The organism is Lactobacillus equicursoris DSM 19284 = JCM 14600 = CIP 110162, assembly GCF_001434815.1.
GTDB lineage: Bacteria > Bacillota > Bacilli > Lactobacillales > Lactobacillaceae > Lactobacillus > Lactobacillus equicursoris.
This window is the reverse complement of the sequence record NZ_AZDU01000003.1, coordinates 42,808-62,627: the sequence shown is the minus strand read 5'-3', so window position 1 is coordinate 62,627 and position 19,820 is coordinate 42,808. Positions and strand designations below refer to the sequence as shown.

At 46.7% G+C, this 19,820-nt stretch carries 20 protein-coding genes and 1 riboswitch; of the genes, 8 read left to right on the top strand and 12 right to left on the bottom strand.

The window, feature by feature from the left end; translation table 11 throughout:
• Nucleotides 1–500 precede the first annotated feature (500 nt).
• The 4 genes from FC20_RS01445 (at nt 501) to FC20_RS10235 (ending at nt 3,624) form a co-directional block, all read left to right on the top strand.
• The gene (locus FC20_RS01445) at nt 501–1,646 is read left to right on the top strand and encodes an SLC13 family permease (RefSeq protein WP_008460560.1); all 1,146 of its coding nucleotides are present in this window, start codon (nt 501–503) and stop codon (nt 1,644–1,646) included.
• A gap of 114 nt (nt 1,647–1,760) precedes the next feature.
• The gene (locus FC20_RS01440) at nt 1,761–2,318 is read left to right on the top strand and encodes a LemA family protein (protein WP_008460558.1); all 558 of its coding nucleotides are present in this window, start codon (nt 1,761–1,763) and stop codon (nt 2,316–2,318) included.
• A gap of 18 nt (nt 2,319–2,336) precedes the next feature.
• Nucleotides 2,337–3,236, top strand: coding sequence for a zinc metalloprotease HtpX (gene htpX / locus FC20_RS01435; protein WP_008460556.1), 900 nt, complete (start codon nt 2,337–2,339; stop codon nt 3,234–3,236).
• 49 nt (nt 3,237–3,285) lie between these two features.
• Nucleotides 3,286–3,624: a hypothetical protein gene (locus tag FC20_RS10235; protein ID WP_236697615.1), complete on the top strand. Its 339-nt coding sequence runs from the start codon at nt 3,286–3,288 to the stop codon at nt 3,622–3,624.
• On the opposite strand, the gene FC20_RS09935 is transcribed toward FC20_RS10235, so the two are convergent.
• Nucleotides 3,607–4,215, bottom strand: coding sequence for a hypothetical protein (locus FC20_RS09935; protein ID WP_156402935.1), 609 nt, complete (start codon nt 4,213–4,215; stop codon nt 3,607–3,609). The two genes, FC20_RS10235 and FC20_RS09935, sit on opposite strands and share 18 nt — an antisense overlap.
• 17 nt (nt 4,216–4,232) lie before the next feature.
• Here FC20_RS09935 and FC20_RS10230 point away from each other — a divergent pair, with 17 nt between their 5' ends.
• Entirely contained in the window at nt 4,233–4,379 is a 147-nt protein-coding gene (locus FC20_RS10230) for a hypothetical protein (RefSeq protein WP_155859283.1), read from the top strand.
• Nucleotides 4,380–4,395: 16 nt separating this feature from the next.
• Here the strand turns inward: FC20_RS10230 and FC20_RS01430 are convergent, their stop codons facing one another.
• Nucleotides 4,396–5,880, bottom strand: coding sequence for an MFS transporter (locus FC20_RS01430; RefSeq protein ID WP_056945283.1), 1,485 nt, complete (start codon nt 5,878–5,880; stop codon nt 4,396–4,398).
• Nucleotides 5,881–6,062: 182 nt separating this feature from the next.
• Nucleotides 6,063–6,152, top strand: a riboswitch (TPP riboswitch).
• 13 nt (nt 6,153–6,165) lie between these two features.
• On the opposite strand from FC20_RS01430, the gene FC20_RS01425 reads away from it, so the two are divergent.
• The 3 genes from FC20_RS01425 to FC20_RS01415 all read left to right on the top strand — a co-directional run bounded on the left by FC20_RS01425 (nt 6,166) and on the right by FC20_RS01415 (nt 8,705).
• Nucleotides 6,166–7,536, top strand: a complete 1,371-nt coding sequence (locus tag FC20_RS01425; protein WP_201779597.1) for an ATP-binding cassette domain-containing protein — start codon at nt 6,166–6,168, stop codon at nt 7,534–7,536.
• An 11-nt stretch (nt 7,537–7,547) separates the two neighbouring features.
• Nucleotides 7,548–8,201, top strand: a complete 654-nt coding sequence (locus FC20_RS01420) for an energy-coupling factor transporter transmembrane component T family protein (RefSeq protein ID WP_039944205.1) — start codon at nt 7,548–7,550, stop codon at nt 8,199–8,201.
• Nucleotides 8,202–8,336: 135 nt separating this feature from the next.
• The gene (locus FC20_RS01415) at nt 8,337–8,705 is read left to right on the top strand and encodes a pyridoxamine 5'-phosphate oxidase family protein (RefSeq protein WP_008462823.1); all 369 of its coding nucleotides are present in this window, start codon (nt 8,337–8,339) and stop codon (nt 8,703–8,705) included.
• Nucleotides 8,706–8,789: 84 nt separating this feature from the next.
• On the opposite strand, the gene FC20_RS01410 is transcribed toward FC20_RS01415, so the two are convergent.
• From FC20_RS01410 to walK, 10 genes are all read right to left on the bottom strand, one after another.
• Entirely contained in the window at nt 8,790–9,257 is a 468-nt protein-coding gene (locus FC20_RS01410) for a hypothetical protein (protein WP_051011268.1), read from the bottom strand.
• Between the two features lie 13 nt (nt 9,258–9,270).
• Nucleotides 9,271–10,167, bottom strand: coding sequence for a hypothetical protein (locus FC20_RS01405; protein WP_008462827.1), 897 nt, complete (start codon nt 10,165–10,167; stop codon nt 9,271–9,273).
• A gap of 140 nt (nt 10,168–10,307) precedes the next feature.
• Entirely contained in the window at nt 10,308–11,111 is an 804-nt protein-coding gene (locus FC20_RS01400; protein ID WP_008462828.1) for a helix-turn-helix domain-containing protein, read from the bottom strand.
• A gap of 364 nt (nt 11,112–11,475) precedes the next feature.
• Nucleotides 11,476–12,189 (bottom strand): hypothetical protein, encoded by a 714-nt coding sequence (locus FC20_RS01390; RefSeq protein WP_008462832.1) that lies wholly within the window; start codon nt 12,187–12,189, stop codon nt 11,476–11,478.
• A gap of 152 nt (nt 12,190–12,341) precedes the next feature.
• Nucleotides 12,342–12,821, bottom strand: coding sequence for a 23S rRNA (pseudouridine(1915)-N(3))-methyltransferase RlmH (gene rlmH, locus FC20_RS01385; protein WP_008462834.1), 480 nt, complete (start codon nt 12,819–12,821; stop codon nt 12,342–12,344).
• A 519-nt stretch (nt 12,822–13,340) separates the two neighbouring features.
• Nucleotides 13,341–14,624, bottom strand: coding sequence for a S1C family serine protease (locus FC20_RS01380; protein ID WP_008462836.1), 1,284 nt, complete (start codon nt 14,622–14,624; stop codon nt 13,341–13,343).
• A gap of 103 nt (nt 14,625–14,727) precedes the next feature.
• A complete protein-coding gene (locus FC20_RS01375; RefSeq protein ID WP_054667941.1) occupies nt 14,728–15,525 on the bottom strand; it encodes an MBL fold metallo-hydrolase in 798 nt (265 codons plus the stop codon).
• 8 nt (nt 15,526–15,533) lie between these two features.
• Complete coding sequence (locus FC20_RS01370) at nt 15,534–16,334, bottom strand: two-component system regulatory protein YycI (protein ID WP_039944215.1); 801 nt, start codon at nt 16,332–16,334, stop codon at nt 15,534–15,536.
• Nucleotides 16,334–17,905 (bottom strand): hypothetical protein, encoded by a 1,572-nt coding sequence (locus FC20_RS01365; RefSeq protein WP_039944217.1) that lies wholly within the window; start codon nt 17,903–17,905, stop codon nt 16,334–16,336. Before FC20_RS01365 ends, FC20_RS01370 begins: the two co-directional genes overlap by 1 nt.
• A complete protein-coding gene (gene walK, locus FC20_RS01360) occupies nt 17,895–19,796 on the bottom strand; it encodes a cell wall metabolism sensor histidine kinase WalK (protein ID WP_056945282.1) in 1,902 nt (633 codons plus the stop codon). Before walK ends, FC20_RS01365 begins: the two co-directional genes overlap by 11 nt.
• Between the last annotated feature and the right edge of the window lie 24 nt (nt 19,797–19,820).

The window sequence follows — 19,820 nt, the reverse complement described above, 5'->3', positions numbered from 1 at the left end:
GTTTTCAACCTTTTGGGAACTTTACTAGTGTTATTAACAAGTGATCATGTCTGGCATAATCTCTAGTTACAGACAATGAAGAAAGTTAGGTTAACTATGAAAGACGAGGAAGTAAATTTTTGATAACGCTTTCCCAGTCTTCCAGTGGTACCCTTTTTTCACAAAGTCAAAAATTGGGATTGAATAAAGTCGATGAGCTATACTCACTTAAAAACAGTAGCAAATCGGCTTTTTTCTTTTTCCGGATAAATCCTTGTGGCTCTAAGATTAAAAGCGGTTTTGCATATTTTTTATACTAAAAAAGCTTCTGACGAAATTGGCATTTTTGCAAGTTCACAATTTGTCAAAATGCTTTCAATAACATCTGTTCGTTAATTTTTATCTATTGAGATTTTGATCAAAATATCCGAAAATAGAAATACAAGTAAGTAAAGACTGCATTTTATTTCTGTTAACTTCTTGTAAAGAGTTTAGCTTATTTTTTAGTAGGGGAAATTTTTATGGACGCCGCCAAAACGAAAACTTCAATTAATTTTTCGGCAATTTTGAAAAAGATTTTTAGCGACAAGATTCTGCAAATCACGATCGTCATCACCTTGATCAGCCTCTTCTTCGCTCGGCCACGCAACGCCGACATGAACTGGCACACGATTGAATCAGTTACCACCATGCTGGTCTTGATCCAGGTTTACAGCTACTTGCACATCCTGGACATCATCGCCTATAAACTGACGGCGATCGCTGACTCCACTAGAAAGCTAATCTTGCTGTTTACCTTGTTATCAGTCTTCTCCGGCATGTTCCTCGGCAACGACATCACTTGCTTGACCATGATTCCGCTCTACTTGAACATTGCCAAGAAGTACAAGCTGCCAGAAATCCTGCCAGCGACCTTGATCGGGATGGGGGCCAACATCGGGGCGGCCTTCACGCCTTGGGGCAACCCCCACAACATCTTCGTGGTTTCCAACTACCACCTGATGCCGGCCACCTTCTTTAAATGGACCCTGCCTTACCTGATCGGAGCCTTGGTAGTCTTCTTGTGCATTTTCTTCTTTATTCCTAAGAAGGAAATTCCAACTCAAGAAGTTGTCGAAATTGAAGTCAGCTGGCCGATGACTATTGTGACCACCTTGATTTTTGCCTTCTTCTTCGTCGGCGTCTTCAAGTTTGTCCCAATCTGGATGCCGATGCTGGCCGCCATCATCTGGGCCTTGATCGTCAACTGGAAGATCCTGCTCCACATCGACTACTCCTTGCTGCTCACTTTCACTCTGTTCTTTGTCTTCATCAGCGACATCCAGCAGATTCCTTGGGTCGTAACGGCTATCCACGGCTTTGTCGGGACCGAAATGAGCACTTACTGGACTGCTATCTTGTCCAGCCAAGTCATGAGCAACGTGCCTTCAACTATCTTAGTCGGCAAGTTCTCCAAGTACGCTGAAGCCTTGACTTTGGGCTCCAACATCGGGGGCTTTGGCTCACCAATCGGGTCCATGGCCAACATGCTGGTCATGAAGACCTTCTACGCCCACGCTTCTAAGGAAGCCAAGAAGAAATTCTTCCCGAAGTGGCTGGGCTATCAAATCGCTGGCGTGATCATCCTGTCCTTGATCGGCTGGGTCATCGTCAAGTTCGAACTGTAAAAGTAGATTTTTCACCTCTCCTAGTTAGGAGAGGTTTTTATTTTTCTAAAAAATAAACTACGATATAATAGATTTAACTCGAAAATACTTTTTAACAGAAAGGGAGGACAAAAAATGGTAGCTGGAATTATCATTGCCGTTTTACTTGTCTTAATTGTTGTTTACTACATTTCCGCCTACAACGGCCTGCAAAAGGCCAAAGTTAACACGGAAGAATCCTGGAGCCAAATCAGCGTGCAATTGAAGCGCCGGAACGACCTGATTCCTAACTTGGTTGAAACCGTCAAGGGCTACGCCAAGCACGAAAAGGAAACCTTGGCTCAAGTGGTAGAACTGCGGAACCAGTTGACCCAAGTGCCAGCCGGCAACCGGGAAGAGACCATGAAGATCTCCAACCAAATCACTGATAGTTTGAAGACGATTTTTGCCTTGTCAGAAAACTACCCAGACCTAAAGGCCAACACCAACTTTGCCAACCTGCAAGAAGAATTGACCAACACGGAAAACAAGATTGCCTACTCACGGCAACTCTTCAACTCCAGTGCTGCGGTTTACAACAAGATGCTAGTCGTTTTCCCTTCTAACATCGTGGCCAACATCCACCACTTTACCAAGGTTGACTACCTGGACATCCCTGAAGAAGAAACCAAGGCACCAAAGGTATCATTCTAAGGTAGGCTTTAGCTAACAATGCTCTATCAACAAATTGAACGCAACAAGCGTAAGACCTTCTTGGTCATGCTGGTCTTCTTCGTGATTTTTGCCTTGGTGGGGGCGGGTCTAGGCCAGCTCATGTGGGACAAGCCCCTGCCTGGGGTCTTGACCGCTGGCGTCATTGCCCTGGTCTACTCTTTTATCATCTTTCAAGATCCAATCAGCGTGGTCATGAGTATGAACCATGCTCAGGAATTGAGGGAAGAAGATAACCCGCAGCTTTTTCACGTTGTCGAAGACATGGCCATGGTCGGCCAGATCCCCATGCCCAAGGTCTACCTAATTCCCGACCAAAGCCCCAACGCCTTCGCTACTGGCCTGTCGCCAGACAAATCGGCGGTAGCAGTGACGCAGGGCCTGCTCGACATGATGAACCGGGAAGAACTGGAAGGGGTCTTGGGTCACGAGATTTCCCATATCCGCAACTACGATATCCGCCTGTCCATGGTGGCCCTGGTTTTAGTCAGCGCGATCAGCTTTATCGCTGATTTTGCCCAAAACTGGATGTGGTTTGGCTTTGGCGGCAGACGGCGCGATGATGACGATGAAGACGGCGGGAGTCTAGGAATGATCATTGGCGTGATCGGGGTCATTTTTACCCTGATCTTGGGACCCCTGGCAGCCAGCCTGGCGCAGATGGCCCTGTCCCGGAACCGGGAATACTTGGCCGACGCCGGCTCTGTTGAGTTGACCCGGAACCCGCAAGGCTTGATCAGCGCGCTAAGAAAAATCGAAAACAGCCAGCCCATGCAGGCGGCCAACAGTGCTAGTGCATCCCTGTATATCGAAGATCCAGTGAGACGGCCAAGCCTGAGCCACCTCTTTGACACCCACCCACCAACAGAGGAGCGGATCAAGCGGCTAGAACAGATGTAAAGTTAAGTAGTTAATCAGCGAATCCCTTGGATTTGCTGATTTTTTTGTTTTGGTTAGGCTTAGCCCCCGAGTTGACTCAACCGGGATGGGGTTTGACGTTTTTCGCCCCCAAGTTGACTCAACCGGGATGATTTTTCCACTTTTTTGCCCCCGAGTTGACTCAACCGGGCTCTTTTTTCCGCTTTTTTGCCCCCGAGTTGACTCAACCGGGATGGGTTTTACCGTTTTTCGCCCCCGAGTTGACTCAACCGGGATGGGGGTTGCAGTTTTTCGCCCCCAAGTTGACTCAACCGGGCTCGTTTTGCCGCTTTTTTGCCCCCGAGTTGACTCAACCGGGCTCTTTTTTCCGCTTTTTCGCCCCCAAGTTGACTCAACCAAGTTTGGTTGACATACTTCGGGGGCAATTTCCGCCTAAATCACAGCCGGTTGATATACTTTGGGGGCAATTTCCGCCTAAATCACAGCCGGTTGATATACTTTGGGGGCAATTTCCACCTAAATCCCGGCTGGTTGACATACTTCGGGGGCAATTTCCGCCTAAATCCAGGCCGGTTGACATACTTTGGGGGCAATTTCCGCCTAAATCCAGGCCGGTTGACATACTTTGGGGGCGACTTCCGCCTAAATCCAGAGCGGTTGACATACTTCGGGGGTGATTTCCGTCCAAATCACAGCCGGTTGATATACTTTGGGGGCGATTTCCGCCTAAATCCAGGCTGGTTGACATACTTTGGGGGCTTTTTCCGCCTAAATCCAGGCCGGTTGACATACTTTGGGGGCAATTTCGACCAAAATCCACACCGGTTGACATACTTTGGGGGCGGTTTCCGCCTAAATCACAGCCGGTTGATATACTTTGGGAGCAATTTCCGACTAAATCCACACCGGTTGACATACTTTGGGGGCAATTTCCGACTAAATCCACACCGGTTGACATACTTTGGGGGCGAATTTCTCTCCCAAACTGTGCTACAATCAAGCCAATTTTGGAGAAAAATGAAAAACTCGCTACTGCACATCACCGTGCGCACTATAGAAATCGACGCTAGCCCCGCCGTTTCGCCCAAGTTTAAAAAAGGCTACACCATCGTTTCCATTATCTTGCTCGCTGCCTTCGCAGTCCTGCTCATCTACATCCCTTAACTAAAAACGGTCAAGCTTACGCTTGACCGTTCTTTAATTTTCCACGTTTGTGCTGGACAAAGGCCCAGATGGCCACCAGCAAGGCAGCCAAAATCAGGTAAAAGCCAGCCCAGAAAATGGCGTGGATGGCTGAATAGAGAATTTTTTCCATCTGCGGAATCAGACTCGCCGGCAGCTTGGCCCGGGTTTCAAAGTCCGACAGGTGGTTCAGCATCTTGATCGTGATCTTGCCGCCACTGGCTGCTACGCCCTTAGCCAGGTGCTGGTTCAGGATCACCCCAAAGAGGCTAGCGGAGATCGCCATCGCCAGCATCCGGATCAGATAAGAGAAGGACGTTGCCACTGCTACGTCCTCTTTTTCGGCGTCCTCTTGCACCTTAACCTGCAGCTGATTGAACATGACCCCGTTGGCAAAGCCTTGCAGACACCCGGCTACTAAAATTCCCCAATATGGGAAATTCTGCGGCGCCACCGCCAGCATCAAGTAGCCGGCAAAAAGGATCCAGCACATAACCAGCATGATCTGGTAGGCCGACCACTTCCGCCGCATCCGCTCGACTGACAAAGAGCCCAGCATGTCGGTAAAGGCGCCCGGAATCTGAGTCATCCCCCCGACCAAGGCAGTTGACGCCATCAGTCCTTCTGACCACATGGGGGCGTAGACACTGAAGGCCGACATGGCTGCCCAGATCAAGACAAAGAGGGCAAAGTCAATGACCAGGGGCGTATTTTTAAAAAGGCGCTCCGGAATAATCGGGTCTTCGGCCCGGTGCTCGACCACCAGCAAGAGCCCAATAAAAATTAAGGCCGCCGCAAACAAGAGCAAGACCGTGGCCAGGCTGGCTGATTCCAAAAATTGGGTGCCAAGCAGCAGCGCCACCACCCCCAAAGACAAGCAGATGGCCCCGCCCAAGTCCACCTTCTTCGGCGGCTTTGGACTAAAGTCTTCCTTAAAGAAAAGCTGGACCAAGATGATAGAGATAATGGCGACCGGAATATTGATGTAAAAGACCCAGCGCCAGGATAAGACGTCAACGATCCAGCCACCAAAGAGTGGCCCCAGGATAGTCGCCGTCGTGAAAAAGGCCGACACCATCCCTAAAACCTTGAGCCGTTTGTAAGGGTTAGGATAGAGGTCAGAGTAGATGATGTAAGGCAAAGATACCATCCCCCCGTTGCCGATCCCAGCCAAAAGACGGAAGGTTAGCAGAAAAGGCATGGAGTTGGCTGCCTCCTGAAGGAAAGCCCCCAGCAAAAAGCAGGCTGCCGCCAGCTGGTAGGCTAGTTTATTGCCCTTCCGCTCGCCCAGCTTGCTCCACAAGGGAGTTGATACCGCCGTCCCCAGCAAGAAAATAGCTACCAGCCAGCCGGTATACTCGATCCCGCGCAAGTCGGCGATGATCCGGGGCAAGGCCGTGTTGATGATGGTGTTGTCCAGGCCCGACATGACATTAGACAGCATCAAGGCCACGGTAACAATACGGATCTGCTTTTCCTTCATTGTTCACTTCTCCTCTTTTCTAACTTCTTACCTATTAATAATAGTAAAAATCCAAACAGACCTATCTTACAACTGAAAAGGCTTACAATTAAAGGGGAGAATTGTAAAAAGCTTATTTACCACCACTACCTATTTTTTTATATTAGACAAGCATCCCTTGATCTAATATAATAGAAGAAAACGAGAACATTACGGGGTGCCATTTGGCTGAGATTATACCCATTGAACCTGGACGGATAATGCCGGCGTAGGGACAGCTGAGTCACCCCCTTTGAGGTGACTTTTATTTTGGAAAAAATTACTGTTGATCATTTAACCTTTGCCTATACCGACCAGCCCCAGCTGGCTGATATCTCTTTGGCCTTCCCTATCGGCCAGTTTTCTCTCTTGATTGGCCCGACTGGCTGCGGCAAGTCTACCCTGCTCAAGATCATGGCAGGCCTTTACCCCAAATACGGCGGCAAAGTCGCATTAGGCACGGTCGACCTGGCCGGACTCAAGCAGGCCATGATGTTTCAAGATGCCGGCGAGCAGTTCACCATGGCTACGCCTAGAGAAGAAATCATTTTTACCCTGGAAAACCTGGGCCTAGATAAAAACAGCTATGAAAAAAGGCTGGCTAAAGCTGCCGACTTTGCCCAAATCCAGGACCTGCTGGACCAAAAGATCGTAACCATGTCCGGCGGGGAAAAGCAGCGCGTGGCCCTAGCGGTCTTGATTGCCATGGACGTCGACCTCTTCTTATTGGACGAGCCCTTTGCCAGCGTCGACCCAGTGGCCCGGACCTTCCTGGTTGACCGGCTGGCCAAGCTGCGGGACCAGGGCAAGACCATCATCTTGACCGACCACCTGTTTAACGACTACCTGGGCAAGGTAGACCAGCTCTACCAGTTTAAAAACCAGCAGGTGACCCAAGTGGACAGCACTACCCGGGACCAGATCCTATCAGCCTTAGACGACATCCAGTTGGCTTTCCCTTTGCCGGCTGAAAAAAATCTCCACGATCCAGCTTTTGTCCTTAGTGACTTAACCCTTAACCCGGGTAAGCTCCTCTTAAAGCAAGACCAGCTCGCCATCCCCAAAGGTAAAGTCACCCTTTTAACCGGACAAAACGGGACGGGGAAGACCTCCCTTTTTAAAGCCATGACCAAACTGATGCCTTATACCGGCTCTTTAAAATGGGAGAGGCAAGAGGTGGCCAAGGCCAAGGAGCGCCAGTACTTCAGCCACGTGGCCCAGATTTTTCAAAATGCGACTGACCAGTTCATGGCGATCACGGTCAAAGACGAGCTGGCCATCAGCCAAAAGGGCCAGCATAACCCTTACTTCACTAAAGACCGGCTAGAAGCGGCGCTAGGTCAGCTGGACCTGACCGACCACCTGGACCAGGTGGTCTACTCCCTGTCAGGCGGGCAAAAGAAAAAGCTGCAGATCCTGCTCATGCTTTTATCTGGCCACGAGGTGCTCTTAATTGATGAGCCCCTGAGTGGCCTGGACCACAAGTCCATCGACCAGGTCCTGGCTCTCTTAAAAGAAAGCCAAAAAGCCATGGGCCAGACCATCATCGTCATCAGCCACCAGTTTTATGGTCTTAACAATTGGTGTGACTACCACTTGCGCCTGGCCGACCAAAAGCTTACTTATGTTACTGATTGAGAAAAAAAGAAATGAATCCAAGTCTAAAATTTTTGCTGACCTTAATAATTTCGCTGGAGCTCTCCTTCAGGGTCAGCCTGATTACTAATTTAATCGTGTGTGCTCTAGCTCTAATCTTTTTACTTTACAAAAAAATCAAGTCCAAGGACTTGGGGGCCATGCTCTTTGCCGCTGGCTTAGCAGCCTTCACGGTCTTCACCTCCGGCTACTGGTTTTCCGACCACCCCAACCTCTGGTATGCCCTGGACATTGCCAGCCGGGTCTTCGTCTACACCCTGACTACGGCCTGCTTGACCATCACCACGACCGCCGAAGAAATGGCGAGATCCCTTGAGCAGAACCTCCACCTACCAAGCAAGTTTGCCTACGGCACCCTGGCAGCCTTGAATATCATCCCCAAGATGGCAGCTGCCGTCAAGCAGATCCGGGTGGCCGGGATGATGCGGGGCGTTTATCTGTCTTTTTGGTCACCAACCTTGTACTTTAAAGCCATCCTGGTTGCCCTGTCATCAGCTGACAACCTGGCCCAGGGGATGGAATCGCATGGCTACGTCGAAGGGGCGCCGCGGTCAACCATTGTCGAGGTCCCTTTGACTAGTAAGGACTGGCTCTACTTCCTGGCCGGGGTCGTTTTAGTCAACTTATGCGCCTTTTTACTGCCTTAGTTCAAAAAGTAAATAAAAACTTGTAAAAAATAAATAAAACTTGACTTAGGTCAAGTTTCTTTTTTATAAAAGGGACTATAATAATCTCAGAATCAAGAGAAAAAATTGTAAGTAAACAAGAAGGGACCTATTATTATGAAGAAATTAGAAGCTACTACTTTGACTGCCGACCAACAAAAGTTCTTTAACGACGCTTTGGCCTTTGTTGCCTCCGTTGACAAGGACGGCAACCCACAAGTTGGCCCTAAGGGCTCAGTAACTGTCTTGGACGACAAGCACTTGGTTTGGAGCGAAGTAACTTTTGCTCACGTTTGGGAAAACGTTAAGGCTGGCAGCAAGGTTGCCATCGTTGTTGCCGACGTACCTAGCCACACTAACGTCCGTGTAGTCGGCACTGCTACGGTTCACGAAGGCGACGACTTCGCTAAGGAATACGCTGCTAAGGTTGGCAAGCCAGCTACTGCTGCAGCTGTAGTTGTGGAAGTTGAAGAAATCTTCGCTTAAAGTAACAAGAAGCTACAAAACATTTTCGATACAAGAAAAATCCGCCTGCTTACGCAGACGGATTTTTTGCGTGAAGTTCTAATTTTAATAGAGGAAACCAACAATTGCGCCAAGACCTAAGACAATGTCGCCGATAAAGACAACCCAATCTGACCAGTCTCTAGTCTTGAGCCGACCACGCCAAAGGTATGTCAGGTAAACCTGGTTAATAGCGACCATAATCGTTTCCAAAACCCAGTACCAGTCTAATGAGATGCCAAAAGGCGCAATGAACCGATCAACAAACAGGCATACCAGGATAAAAATGCTGATTGCCCAGGCAATAATTGGATGAAGAAAACGAGAAAACCACGGAGATAAGGTCGCAAAGATAAAAGCAAGCACATAGGCATCAAAGAATGCTTCTCTAGTACTGCCGCCAGCTCCTTCAAAAGCGTATCCTGAAGCAACTTGACCAACCAGGTTAATGACTATCCCTACTGCAGCCAAGGTCAACACCAAGCTAGAAACTAGCCACATGACCTTATCCCTTTTTGTCATTGTTAGATTCATGATTTTTCCTCCATTAATAGCTTGTTACCTTGTACTTGTAACTTGGTACAAAACTATCTGAGAAGTAGCTAGGTAATTGGTGTGGCGGAATAATACCGTGTCTTGCACCGTCTCCCCAACTCTTCTTAGTGGCACCCCAATAATATGCTAAAACTACATACTTTGAACAATAGCTCGGCGACTTTTGGAAGATTGTTGAGGTAATATGATACGTTGGATTATCTTCCTTGTACATATGTCTATATGCATACGTAGAAGCACGATCAGAATAAACAGGGTGATTATTCCGATACACAGCTACATAATCGCTTCCCTTTGTATGTTCTTTGAAAAAGGTTGCCTTAGATTTTACGTGTGCATTATTCTTTCTCCAAGAATCACCCGAAGCGTTATGAGGCTTACCAGACATTTCAATAATATAGTTAGCAGAGGTAGCCATGGCCGCATGACCAATCAGTCGACTTCCTGATGACCCCGTACCGTAACAGATAAGGATATCCCCAGCCTTCATCTTGTAACTTTTCTTAGCAGATATGAAGCTGGTAAATGGACTACCGCTCTTGCTACTTTTAACCTCTTCGGCACTCACTTCTTCAGGGTGATCGCCTGGCTTTTGAACTGGGACTTCATAATTGTCACTTGCCACGAATTGCTCAAAAGTTAACGTTGGATTGCTCTTAACCGCCTCTAGATATGCAGGGAACACAGAATTCTTACACATTTCAATGAAGTCAGCTTCTGAAATGTTATTGTTCCTAATGATCCCTTTCGCCTCACCTTCTTTGTAACACTTTACAAACTCATCGTTATTCTGAGTCGCATCAGTCTTACTATCAGCAGATGCATTTGAAGCCATTGAAGCAGCCATTAAAACCGTAGCCAATCCTGCTGCAACTACAAGCTCTCGCATATTTTTTCCTCCTAAAATGATCAACTTTGCTCTTTCACTAGTGAAAGAGCTTAATTTCAGTTCACGCCCCTACTATAGCGCAAATTAGGAGAAAAGAATTCAAAATTGCATAAATGATTTCGAATTTCATATATGAAATTCTACTGCCACCAAAAATTGAAAAAGTCTGCCACACCTGCTTCATTCAAAGCAAAATTCAGCTTCTCCGCCTTATCTGTATCTCCTACAGATAGGCTTTGGTAATACTTTGCTACCAACTTGCAGATAGCAAATTCCGGGTAGGCTGGGAAAGAATCAACGAAAGCAACAATTGGCTTAATTAACTGCTCAGATTGCTCTTGATGGCAGCGAATCATAAAACTAATGCAGATCTTTGCAACAGCAATTTGGATCTGTTCTGGATACTTTTCAATTTGTCGGTACTTATCTAATAGCTCATTCATCCAAAAAACAACCATTTCAAAGTTAAAGATATGTAGGACAATCGTAAATAGCTTTAAAGATTCTAGATTTTCCATCCAGTTGTCTTGATCAATAAAGTACTGACAAATTTTCTGCTTACTCGTCTGACTTTTATCCAGCCTCTGGCCAAGTACTTGCTTAATAGTTTCTGCTTCAACCAGCAAAATTTGATCGTGAGGATTGATTTCGAGCTTTTCTAAACTATCAAGATTACAGCCATAAAATGCCTTTTTTACGCCATCCTTGTTTTCATCAAGCAAAGCCTCTTGCCTCAGCTGACACTGCAGCATTAGTCTGGTAAAAAAGAGCCCTAGATCATAGTCGTGCTTTTGCAAAATGGCTAGCAAGTCATCTAGCTTGATTTGTTGCTCGTCTTTTTCGATGCGTAAGTACTGGGCTGGTGAAACAATATCACCAGCCATTTCCTTTTGCGTCAAGCCAAGCTCAACGCGGACTTTTCTCAACAACTTTCCGATCTTCATCATCATACTTCCCTAAGATACTTTTACACTTCTATAACTTGTATTTTAACACTCGGTAAGAGAACTGTTAAATCGCTACCAAAAAGACCAAGATCTGTTACTTGAGATCTTGGTCTTCTAATCTATTTAGCTCTTACAAGCCAATCATTCACAATTAGCACAATTCCAAATAAAGTGAATAAGATCGGCCACATCACAAAGGCATTAAAGCCCTCTTCTGCTATCTCGTAAACCAACCAGATTACAGAAACAACGCTGATTAACCATCCGCGATGCTTTCGCAACCAGCGCATCGCTGGATTATCAATCTTCTTAAAGATAAAGTAGAGGACTACTGGTAAAAAGCAAAAAAGATATCTCCACATCATTTAAGCACCTTAATTTTATATACACCAGAATAATTGATATCCATATATAAAGAACTGTGGGGATGTTTCTTATGCATGCCGTCCAAATCACTTCTAATCTTAGAGAAATAAACTGAACCTACAGTTCCAATTGCTGATGCATAGCCACTACTTACTATACTTGCTAAAGCACCAATTAACTCTACGGACATTGCCTTACTTTCCAACTCATGTTCCATCTGGTCAATAGCTTTATTACTGCGGAAATAATATCTACTTCCCCACCAAAAGTTTTTAAATGTATATGACTTAGCCTTCTTTTTAGCTTTTGCTCTCGCAAGTACTCTAAACTTTGTGTTGAAAACTACATTTTGTGAACTAGTTTCTGAAGCTTCTTTTGTGACTGGATCAATGGATAAATTATTTTTCTGAATATTTCTATTAGACTCTTCTATTACTGCCTTAGCTACTTTTATCTCCTGTTCACTTAAATTAGAACTGCTTGGAACATTCAAAACATACTGATTATTTTTGACTTCTACATAGTCGTCTAGATCATCAATTTCTGAATCTGTCAAAGTATTTTTAGATGTATTATTACTCTCAATACTAGACACAGTAGTATTTTCAGTATTATTGGTTGCTGCACCAACATTCTGAGCTGACATCAACATTGCTACTATGGTTACAGACAATAGTGACAATGACAATAATTTGAAAGATTTAATCATATAATTCCTTTCCCTGTTTCTAATGATTAACTAATTCTTATTAGAGTACGCTCTTCCAATAAAAAAGTCAACACACTTATCGCAGAAATATCGCATTTTAGCATATTTTGTTCACAATTATTCTAATTTTTAAGCCACAAACTTTAACCGCCTTATTTATGGTATGGACTCCCAGAGTTGATCATGAAGGCCCGGTAGATCTGCTCGATCAAAACTAGCCGCATCAGCTGGTGGGGCATGGTCAGCTTGCCAAAACTGAACAAGTCATCAGCTCGTTTGTTAACTACCTGGCTCGTCCCTAGGCTCCCACCGATCACAAAGGTGATGTCAGAATGGCCATATGTCGCTAGGTCCTTGAGCTCCTTGGCAAATTCCTCACTAGCCCGCTCTTTCCCCTTGATGGCCAGCACGTAGACATATTCCTTGTCCTTAATCTTGCTCAGGATCCGTTCGCCTTCCCGATTCTTGACCTCTTCCATCTGGGCTGGGCTCAAGCTCTCTGGTGCCTTTTCATCTGGCACTTGCACGATCTCCACCTTGGCAAAGCGGGTCAGCCGCTTTTGATACTCCGCAATCCCATCTTTAAAATACTTCTCTTTTAATTTTCCAACGCAAACAATTTTGATATTCATAATGCTTCTATTTTACCATAGGCTTTTCTGACTCAGCTAACCAGAAATTAACAGTCTTTAACACTTTATCAACCGCTCTTTTCCACAAGCCTTTTTCCCCTTCCTCTAGATCTAGTAGTTCTGCTAAATGTCTTGTCTAGCACTAGTTTTTTCAAAAAAATTTGGCTCAAAAGCGTGGAACACTTCCACAAGCAGCCTGTGGACTAGCTCTTTTCACAAATAATCAAGTGTAAAGCCCGGTTTACCGCCTTGAACACCTGTTTTAGCATGTTATTTCACTGTGAAACTTACACACAATCCACAGCTTATCCACAGTTTTCCACCGAACAGAAAGCCCTATTTATACACAATCCACAGTCTTTTCCACAAAATTGGGGATAACCCTGTTATTTAAAAAGGACTTGACAAGAAATAAAGCCGAACCTTTCTTTCATTCTATCTGCTTTATGTTAACAAAAAAGCCCGAGAAACTGGATTTAACAGTTGCTCGAGCTTTATTTGTTCTTATTTAACTAATAATTACTTGCTTGCTTCCAAGGTTACCGTAAAGGTCTGGCTCTTGCCATTTCTGGTAACGGTGATCTTGACCTTGTCGCCAACATTGTGGCTGTAAAGGATGCTGTGCAGGGTTGCTACGTCGCTAACCGTCTTGCCATCAGCTGCGGTAATGACGTCCCCCTTCTTGATGCCAGCCTTGGCTGCGGCGCTGCCGCTGGTTACGCTGGCAACGTACAGCCCCTTCTTCAGGCTGGTGGAGATCCCCAATTGCTTCTTGTAATAGCTGTTTAGTTCAGAGATGTCTGCGACCTTGATCCCTAATTGTGGCCGGGTGATCTTCCCCTTCTTAACCAGCTGGTTAACGATGGTTACGACTTCGTTTGAAGGAATCGCAAAGCCCATCCCTTCAACTGAATCCCCACTCGTGGAGCTGGACAGTTTCATGGAGTTGATCCCGATGACTTGACCATCTGAGTTAACCAGTGGACCACCGGAGTTACCAGAGTTGATGGCTGCGTCAGTTTGGATAACCGTCATCTGGTTAGAGTTGTAAGTGATCGTCCGGCTTGGTGAGGAGACAATCCCTTGGGTAACCGTTGAGGCATATTCTGAACCTTCTGGTGACCCGACGGCAATTACGGTTTGACCTGATTGGAGGGAACTGGAATCACCAAAGGAAGCCGTTTGGGTAACGTACTTAGAGTCAATGGACAGGACTGCCAAGTCACTGGTTGAGTCCTTGCCGACTACCTTAGCCGCAATGGTCTTGCCAGATGCCAAGATAACCTTAACCTTGGCGGCGCCAGAGATAACGTGGTTGTTAGTGACGATGTAGCCCTTGCCGTTGGAAGTCGTGTAGATAACCCCAGAACCTTCTGAGTACAGGGTCAATGACTTCTTGCTTGAGCTGGATGAACCAGAGCTAGAATCAGAATCCGAGTCCCCATAGCCAAAGATGCTGTAAAGGTCTGAGCTAGATGAAGAGCCGGACGTATACTTATAGTTCAAAACGGAAACAACCGCGTTTTGAACCTTCTTATAAGCACTAGTCATAGTCCCGTTGGTCGTGGTTGACTTGTTGACCTTGGTCGTACCACTAGTCGAAGTCGTTACTGAACCAGTATCCCCGCTGTTGACTGAGGACGTTGAGGATGATGAGCTAGTTGAGTTGCTATTAAGATTAGCTGCCGTTAGACCACCATAAGCAACCCCACCGCCGAGCAAGCCGGCAACGACGCCGACAATTGCCACTTTAGCTAAAAAACGATTATTTTCTTTTTTTCTCTTATCTTGTTCTTCAACCATAATTTATCACTCCTTGTTACTTTCCCTTATCTTAGCCAAGTTTTTTGAACTTAATATGAATAAAAGGTTTTGATTCATTTAAATACTTAAGTAAAAAAACATATTATAAATTGATTAAAGGAGTGGGCGTGTAAGGCTCTGTATCAACCAGCTCTAGGTCACTGGCCACATCAACTTCTCTTTCAGACAAGACTTTCTCTGCCGCATCCCTAGCCAGGTAGTTGATATTATTCTTCTGGCTCCGGTGAGCCAGAAAAACATGCTTGGTCCTTGCCGTAATCACATCAGCCAGGGCTTCCGCTGCCTGCTCGTTAGATAAGTGACCATGATCTGACCGCACCCGCTCTTGCAATCGCCAAGGGTAAGGGCCGCTTCTGAGCATTAGGTCATCATAGTTAAATTCCAGCAAATAGGCGTCAGCATCCGCGATTTCATATTCAACCGCTTCTGACACATAGCCCGTATCTGTCAGGCAGGCCAGGCGCTTGCCGCCGCTAGAGAAGACATAGTACTGGGGCTTGACGGCATCGTGGCTGGTGGCAAAGGCTGTCACCTCTAAGTCGCCATAGGTCTTGGTCTGCCCTGGCTCAATCACGTTGATCTGGTCTTCAGGCAGCTTGCCGATCTTGCCAGTTTCTGTAAAATACTTCCAGGTTTCTTCATTAGAAAAAGCATTCAGCTGCGGGTAGCGGCGCATCAACACGCCCATCCCGCCGCTGTGGTCGCCGTGGTCGTGGCTTAAAAAGACCATGTCTAGGTCCTCAATCGCCACGCCGACTTTGGCCAAGAGCTCCTTGGTCTTCTTGCCAGACAAGCCGGCATCCATTAAAATCTTGTGCTCTCCAGTAGTGATCAGGCTGCAATTGCCAGCTGAGCCACTGGATAATACTGTAAACTGCAAATTATCTCCTATTCATTGATGGCATTGGTCTGCATCAATTGGCCGCTAAAGGCATTGATTCTTTTTAATGCCGTACTCTTGCTGCGCTTGTTTTCAATCAAGACCAGCCAAGTTGGAACAAAAATCACGTTGCCCTTAACCTTGGTTAAGCGAGTATAGGCCGGCTTAACCCACATCACCTTGGAATTACTGGTCAGCTCCCGCGTCGTGTAAAGGTTGGTAACCGCCCGCCAAGGACTGATCGTAGCCTGCAATTCCCGGACACTGGTTAGATCATTCAAGTAGGTTTGGTAGTAGCCAGTAATCGCCTTGTTTTTGACATTGATCACTAATTGGCCCGCCCCGCTATAAAGGGTACCAAACTTAGTCTTTTGCAGGTAAACATAGGTACTGCTGTTGGACAGGCTGGAATCATAAACGTAGTCTTTGCTATGCAGAACGTAATTAGTGTCATTTTTAAAATTCTTGACCGTCATCCGTTCAAGGGCAATTGGCGTTTTCAAGGTGCCATACAGGATATTGTCACTATCAGAGTAGCTGGTAGTGAGGCCACTGCTTAAAGTCTTCGCCTTTTCCTTCAAGTCGCTCTTATTTTTAGACGCGAGGTAATAGCCAGAACCTGATTGCTTGGAAAGCTTTGGCAGAGTGATGTTGTCCGACTTCATCTCGCTTTTCAAATTAGCGGTACTCGTCGTCGAGGTCGTCGACGAAGTTAGGGTCACCGGTACCCGCCATAGTTCTACAAACAAGTAGATGTCGACTAACAGGAATAAAATGAGAAAAAGCCATTCAATTTTGCGATGGTCCATTATTGATCCCCCTCTGAATTAGTCGAACTGGAGCTGGAACTAGAGCTAGACTTGATAGCTGAGCTGCTGGACGAAGAAGCAGACGCTTGCGAGCTAGAGCTCCGGTAAGTCGGTGCTTGCCCCGTAGCTGAGCTGCTAGAAGCGGCCGCGGTACTTGAGCTTACAGCTGACGAGCTGCTCGAGCTGCTGGAACTGTTAGAACTGGAACTAGAGCTGAAACTGCTATAGACATTTGCAGAACTATCAGTCAGGGTATCTGGATTAGTCTTCGCCTGTTTCCAGCCTTCCAAGCTATTCCATTTCCCATTAACCTTAATAAAGTAAGTTGGCACCAGGGTAATCAAGTCAGAACGCTTGGCATCATTTTTAATATGGTAGCCAATCGTAATTTCTTGAATCTGACTTTCCTTGATCCCAATCTCGGTTAATTCTTTAAGCAGGCTGGCCGTCTTGAGCAGCTTTTTCTTGTGGCCGTCATATGGAATTGGGATCTGCAGGTTTAAACTGTTGAAGCTAACGCTGACAGATTCCTTTTTAAAGGTTGCCTGGGCCTGGGCCAGCTGGTCATTGACAAAAAGCGGATATCCTTCTACAAAGTTGACATAGCTGATCTTGTGGCCATCAGCTTCAAAAAAGCGCAGGTCCTGCTCGGTCAGCCCTAGCTTTCTGACGTAAGCCGCACTTTCTAGCAGCTGCTGGGTCATAGTCCGGCTCTTCTTGGTCTGGTAGACCTGATACAGGTACTGGTGGTCGCTGTTTTTGCCCGCCAAAGGCAATTGCAGCCTTTGAGAATAATCTGACGTGTAGACGGTTTGGCCATTTTTAGCCACAGACTTGCGATAAGAGCTGCCCAAGAGCTTAGAAGCATAGTAGCTGCTGGCCTGGTAGCTGATCAGGTAGCTGTATTCTTTAACTGATACGGCTTTTGAATAAAAAGGCACATAGCGGTTCTTCAGATGCAAGAAGGAAACCTTTTGCTGGTCTTCCGCCTTTTGCACGTAAGAAACCAGCTTAGTCAAAGAGCCCTTCATGATTCTCATCCGGTAGATCTTAGTGCTAATATCATTGCCAAAATAGAGGTAGTGCAGGTTGCTTTTAATCGGAACGAAGACCCGGTTAAAAAGTAGGCCGGAATTGGTCTTCTTTTTGCCAAGCAAGAGGGAGAAGTTGATCTGATCCGGATAAGCAAAGTGGATATAGTTGCTATCATCCAACAGCTTTTGGTAGTCGCTAGTTGCAGTCGACATCTTTTCAATCTTACCTAAACCCAGCTTTTCAACTTTTTGTACAAATTTTAAAGGAAGGTTTTCTTGTGCATCGTGCACCTGGTAGCGCACGCCATCCTTAAAGCTGTAAACTTGTCCAGGCGCATAAAAGGCCTGGACTCCCCGGTAGCGGCTATTGACCGTGGCCGAGCTTTGCGCCGAATCTTCATTGCTGATCTGGCTAAAGCGCTGGTCACTGGTCATCACCGTGACCCAAAGATAGATGGACAAGGCAATCACCGCAAAAGTGGCAATGTTAAGCAGAATGTCTTTGAAATTGATTTTAAGCTTGAATCTAAACCTCATCCCATTCATCCTCCTCTTCCATTGGCTCATATGGCAGGGAAATATAGAAAGTTGAGCCGTGGCCTTCCCGGCTGTCGGCCCAGATCTTGCCGCCATGGGCGTTGACGATTTCCTTGGCAATAGCTAAGCCTAAACCGGTCCCGCCTTGGGCGCGCGACCGCGCCTTGTCTGCCCGGTAGAAGCGGTCAAAAATCTTGCTTAAATCCTTGCGCGGAATCCCCAAGCCTTGGTCAGCAATACTCAAGAGGACCTGGTTTTGTCTTTGCTGCAAGCGAACGGTGATGGTCCCGCCATCTGGTGAATACTTGATGGCGTTGTTCATGATGTTGTCGATCACCCGCATCATCTGGTCGGTGTCGATTTCAATCCACAAGGCCTGGTTGCCCAGATCTCGCTTGATCACATACTGCTTGCTTTCGCTTTGGGCCTCGCCTTGGTCGTGCTCAACAATCATGTCAAAGCGGTTGAGCAGGTGGCTGACAAAGTCGGTAAAGTTGACCCATTCCAGTTCCAGCTTGGTTGTCCCCCGGTCCATTCTGGACAAGACTAAGAGGTCGTTAACCATCCGGATCATCCGCTCAGTTTCATCTTGAGTCACCTGCAAAAATTGCGGCGCAATTTCGGGATCCTTCCAGGCTCCTTCATTCAAAGCTTCAATATAGGCCCGGACGCTGGTCAAAGGCGTTCTTAATTCGTGAGACACGTTAGAAACGAACTGTCTTTGCTCATCTTCGTTTTTGATTTGCTCGGTCACGTCGTGCAAGACGCAAACGGCACCAGACACAAAACCGGTTACCCGCTTGATCAGGGTGAAGCTCGCGTGCAAGATCATTTCATCATTGGTCCCGCCATTGACCGTGACTTGCATGTCGCTTTGGCTGGAGATCAGGTCTTGGGAGGTATATTCCTCACCCAGACCCAGGATCTGGGAAATTGGCTTGTTGATAGCATCGTCAGCCTTAATGTTTAAAAAGTCCTGGGCCATCTGGTTGATGATCGACACATTGCCGTGCCGGTCAGTCGCAATCACCCCGTCGGTCATGTGGGACAAGACGCTGTCTAGCCGTCTTCGCTCTGATTCAGACTGCTCCTGAGTCTGCTCGATCCGGGCTGACAGGGTGTTAAAGGCAGCACCCAATTGCCCTAATTCGTCATTGGAGTAAATCTTGACTTGAGCGGAGTAGTCTCCGTCAGCCACCTGCATGGCCTGCTGGCGGAGCTCCTCAATTGGCTTGGTTATTGCCCGGGAAATAAACATGGAAGCCACTGCCGCTACCACTACGGCTAACAAGGAAGCCGTTAAGAACATGATGGAGACATTGCGCAGGTTGTCAAAAACGTCCGCCATGCTGGCCTTGACGTAGACGGCCCCCACAATATTGGTCCCGCTAGTTAAGGGCGTAATTTGAACCATGTAGCTACCAGTCTTGTCGCTGGTGACTGTCGTCTTGGTTTGGCCGGTATTGATGACTTCCCGGATGTCCCGGTTGTTTGACAGCTGGCCCACCCGGTCGTTTTCGTTCAAGCTAGACACGGCCCGAATGACGTTTTTGCTGTCGACAACCTCAATTTCAGAAATGGCTGAATTGTTGTAGTCGGTCACGATCTGGTTCATCATCCGGTCAGAGCTCTTACCGTTTTTCACTAATTGGTTGGTGAGCTGCTCAGTCACAATGCTCTGCAGCTGGATGGTGGTTTGGAAGTTATCGATACTGGTTTGTTCCATCTGCCGGGTAAAGTAAGCCCCGATGATTTCAATCGTTGCTAGTAACAGCAACATGAAGATCACCGTGATCTTGGTTTGGATGGAGCTCAGCAGCCACTTCAGCCAGCCACGTTTTTTCTTTTGCTTTTGCTGTTTCTTCTCTTGACTTTTCGTTTTTTTCTTCATCGTTCTACATAAAGAAAGCCACTT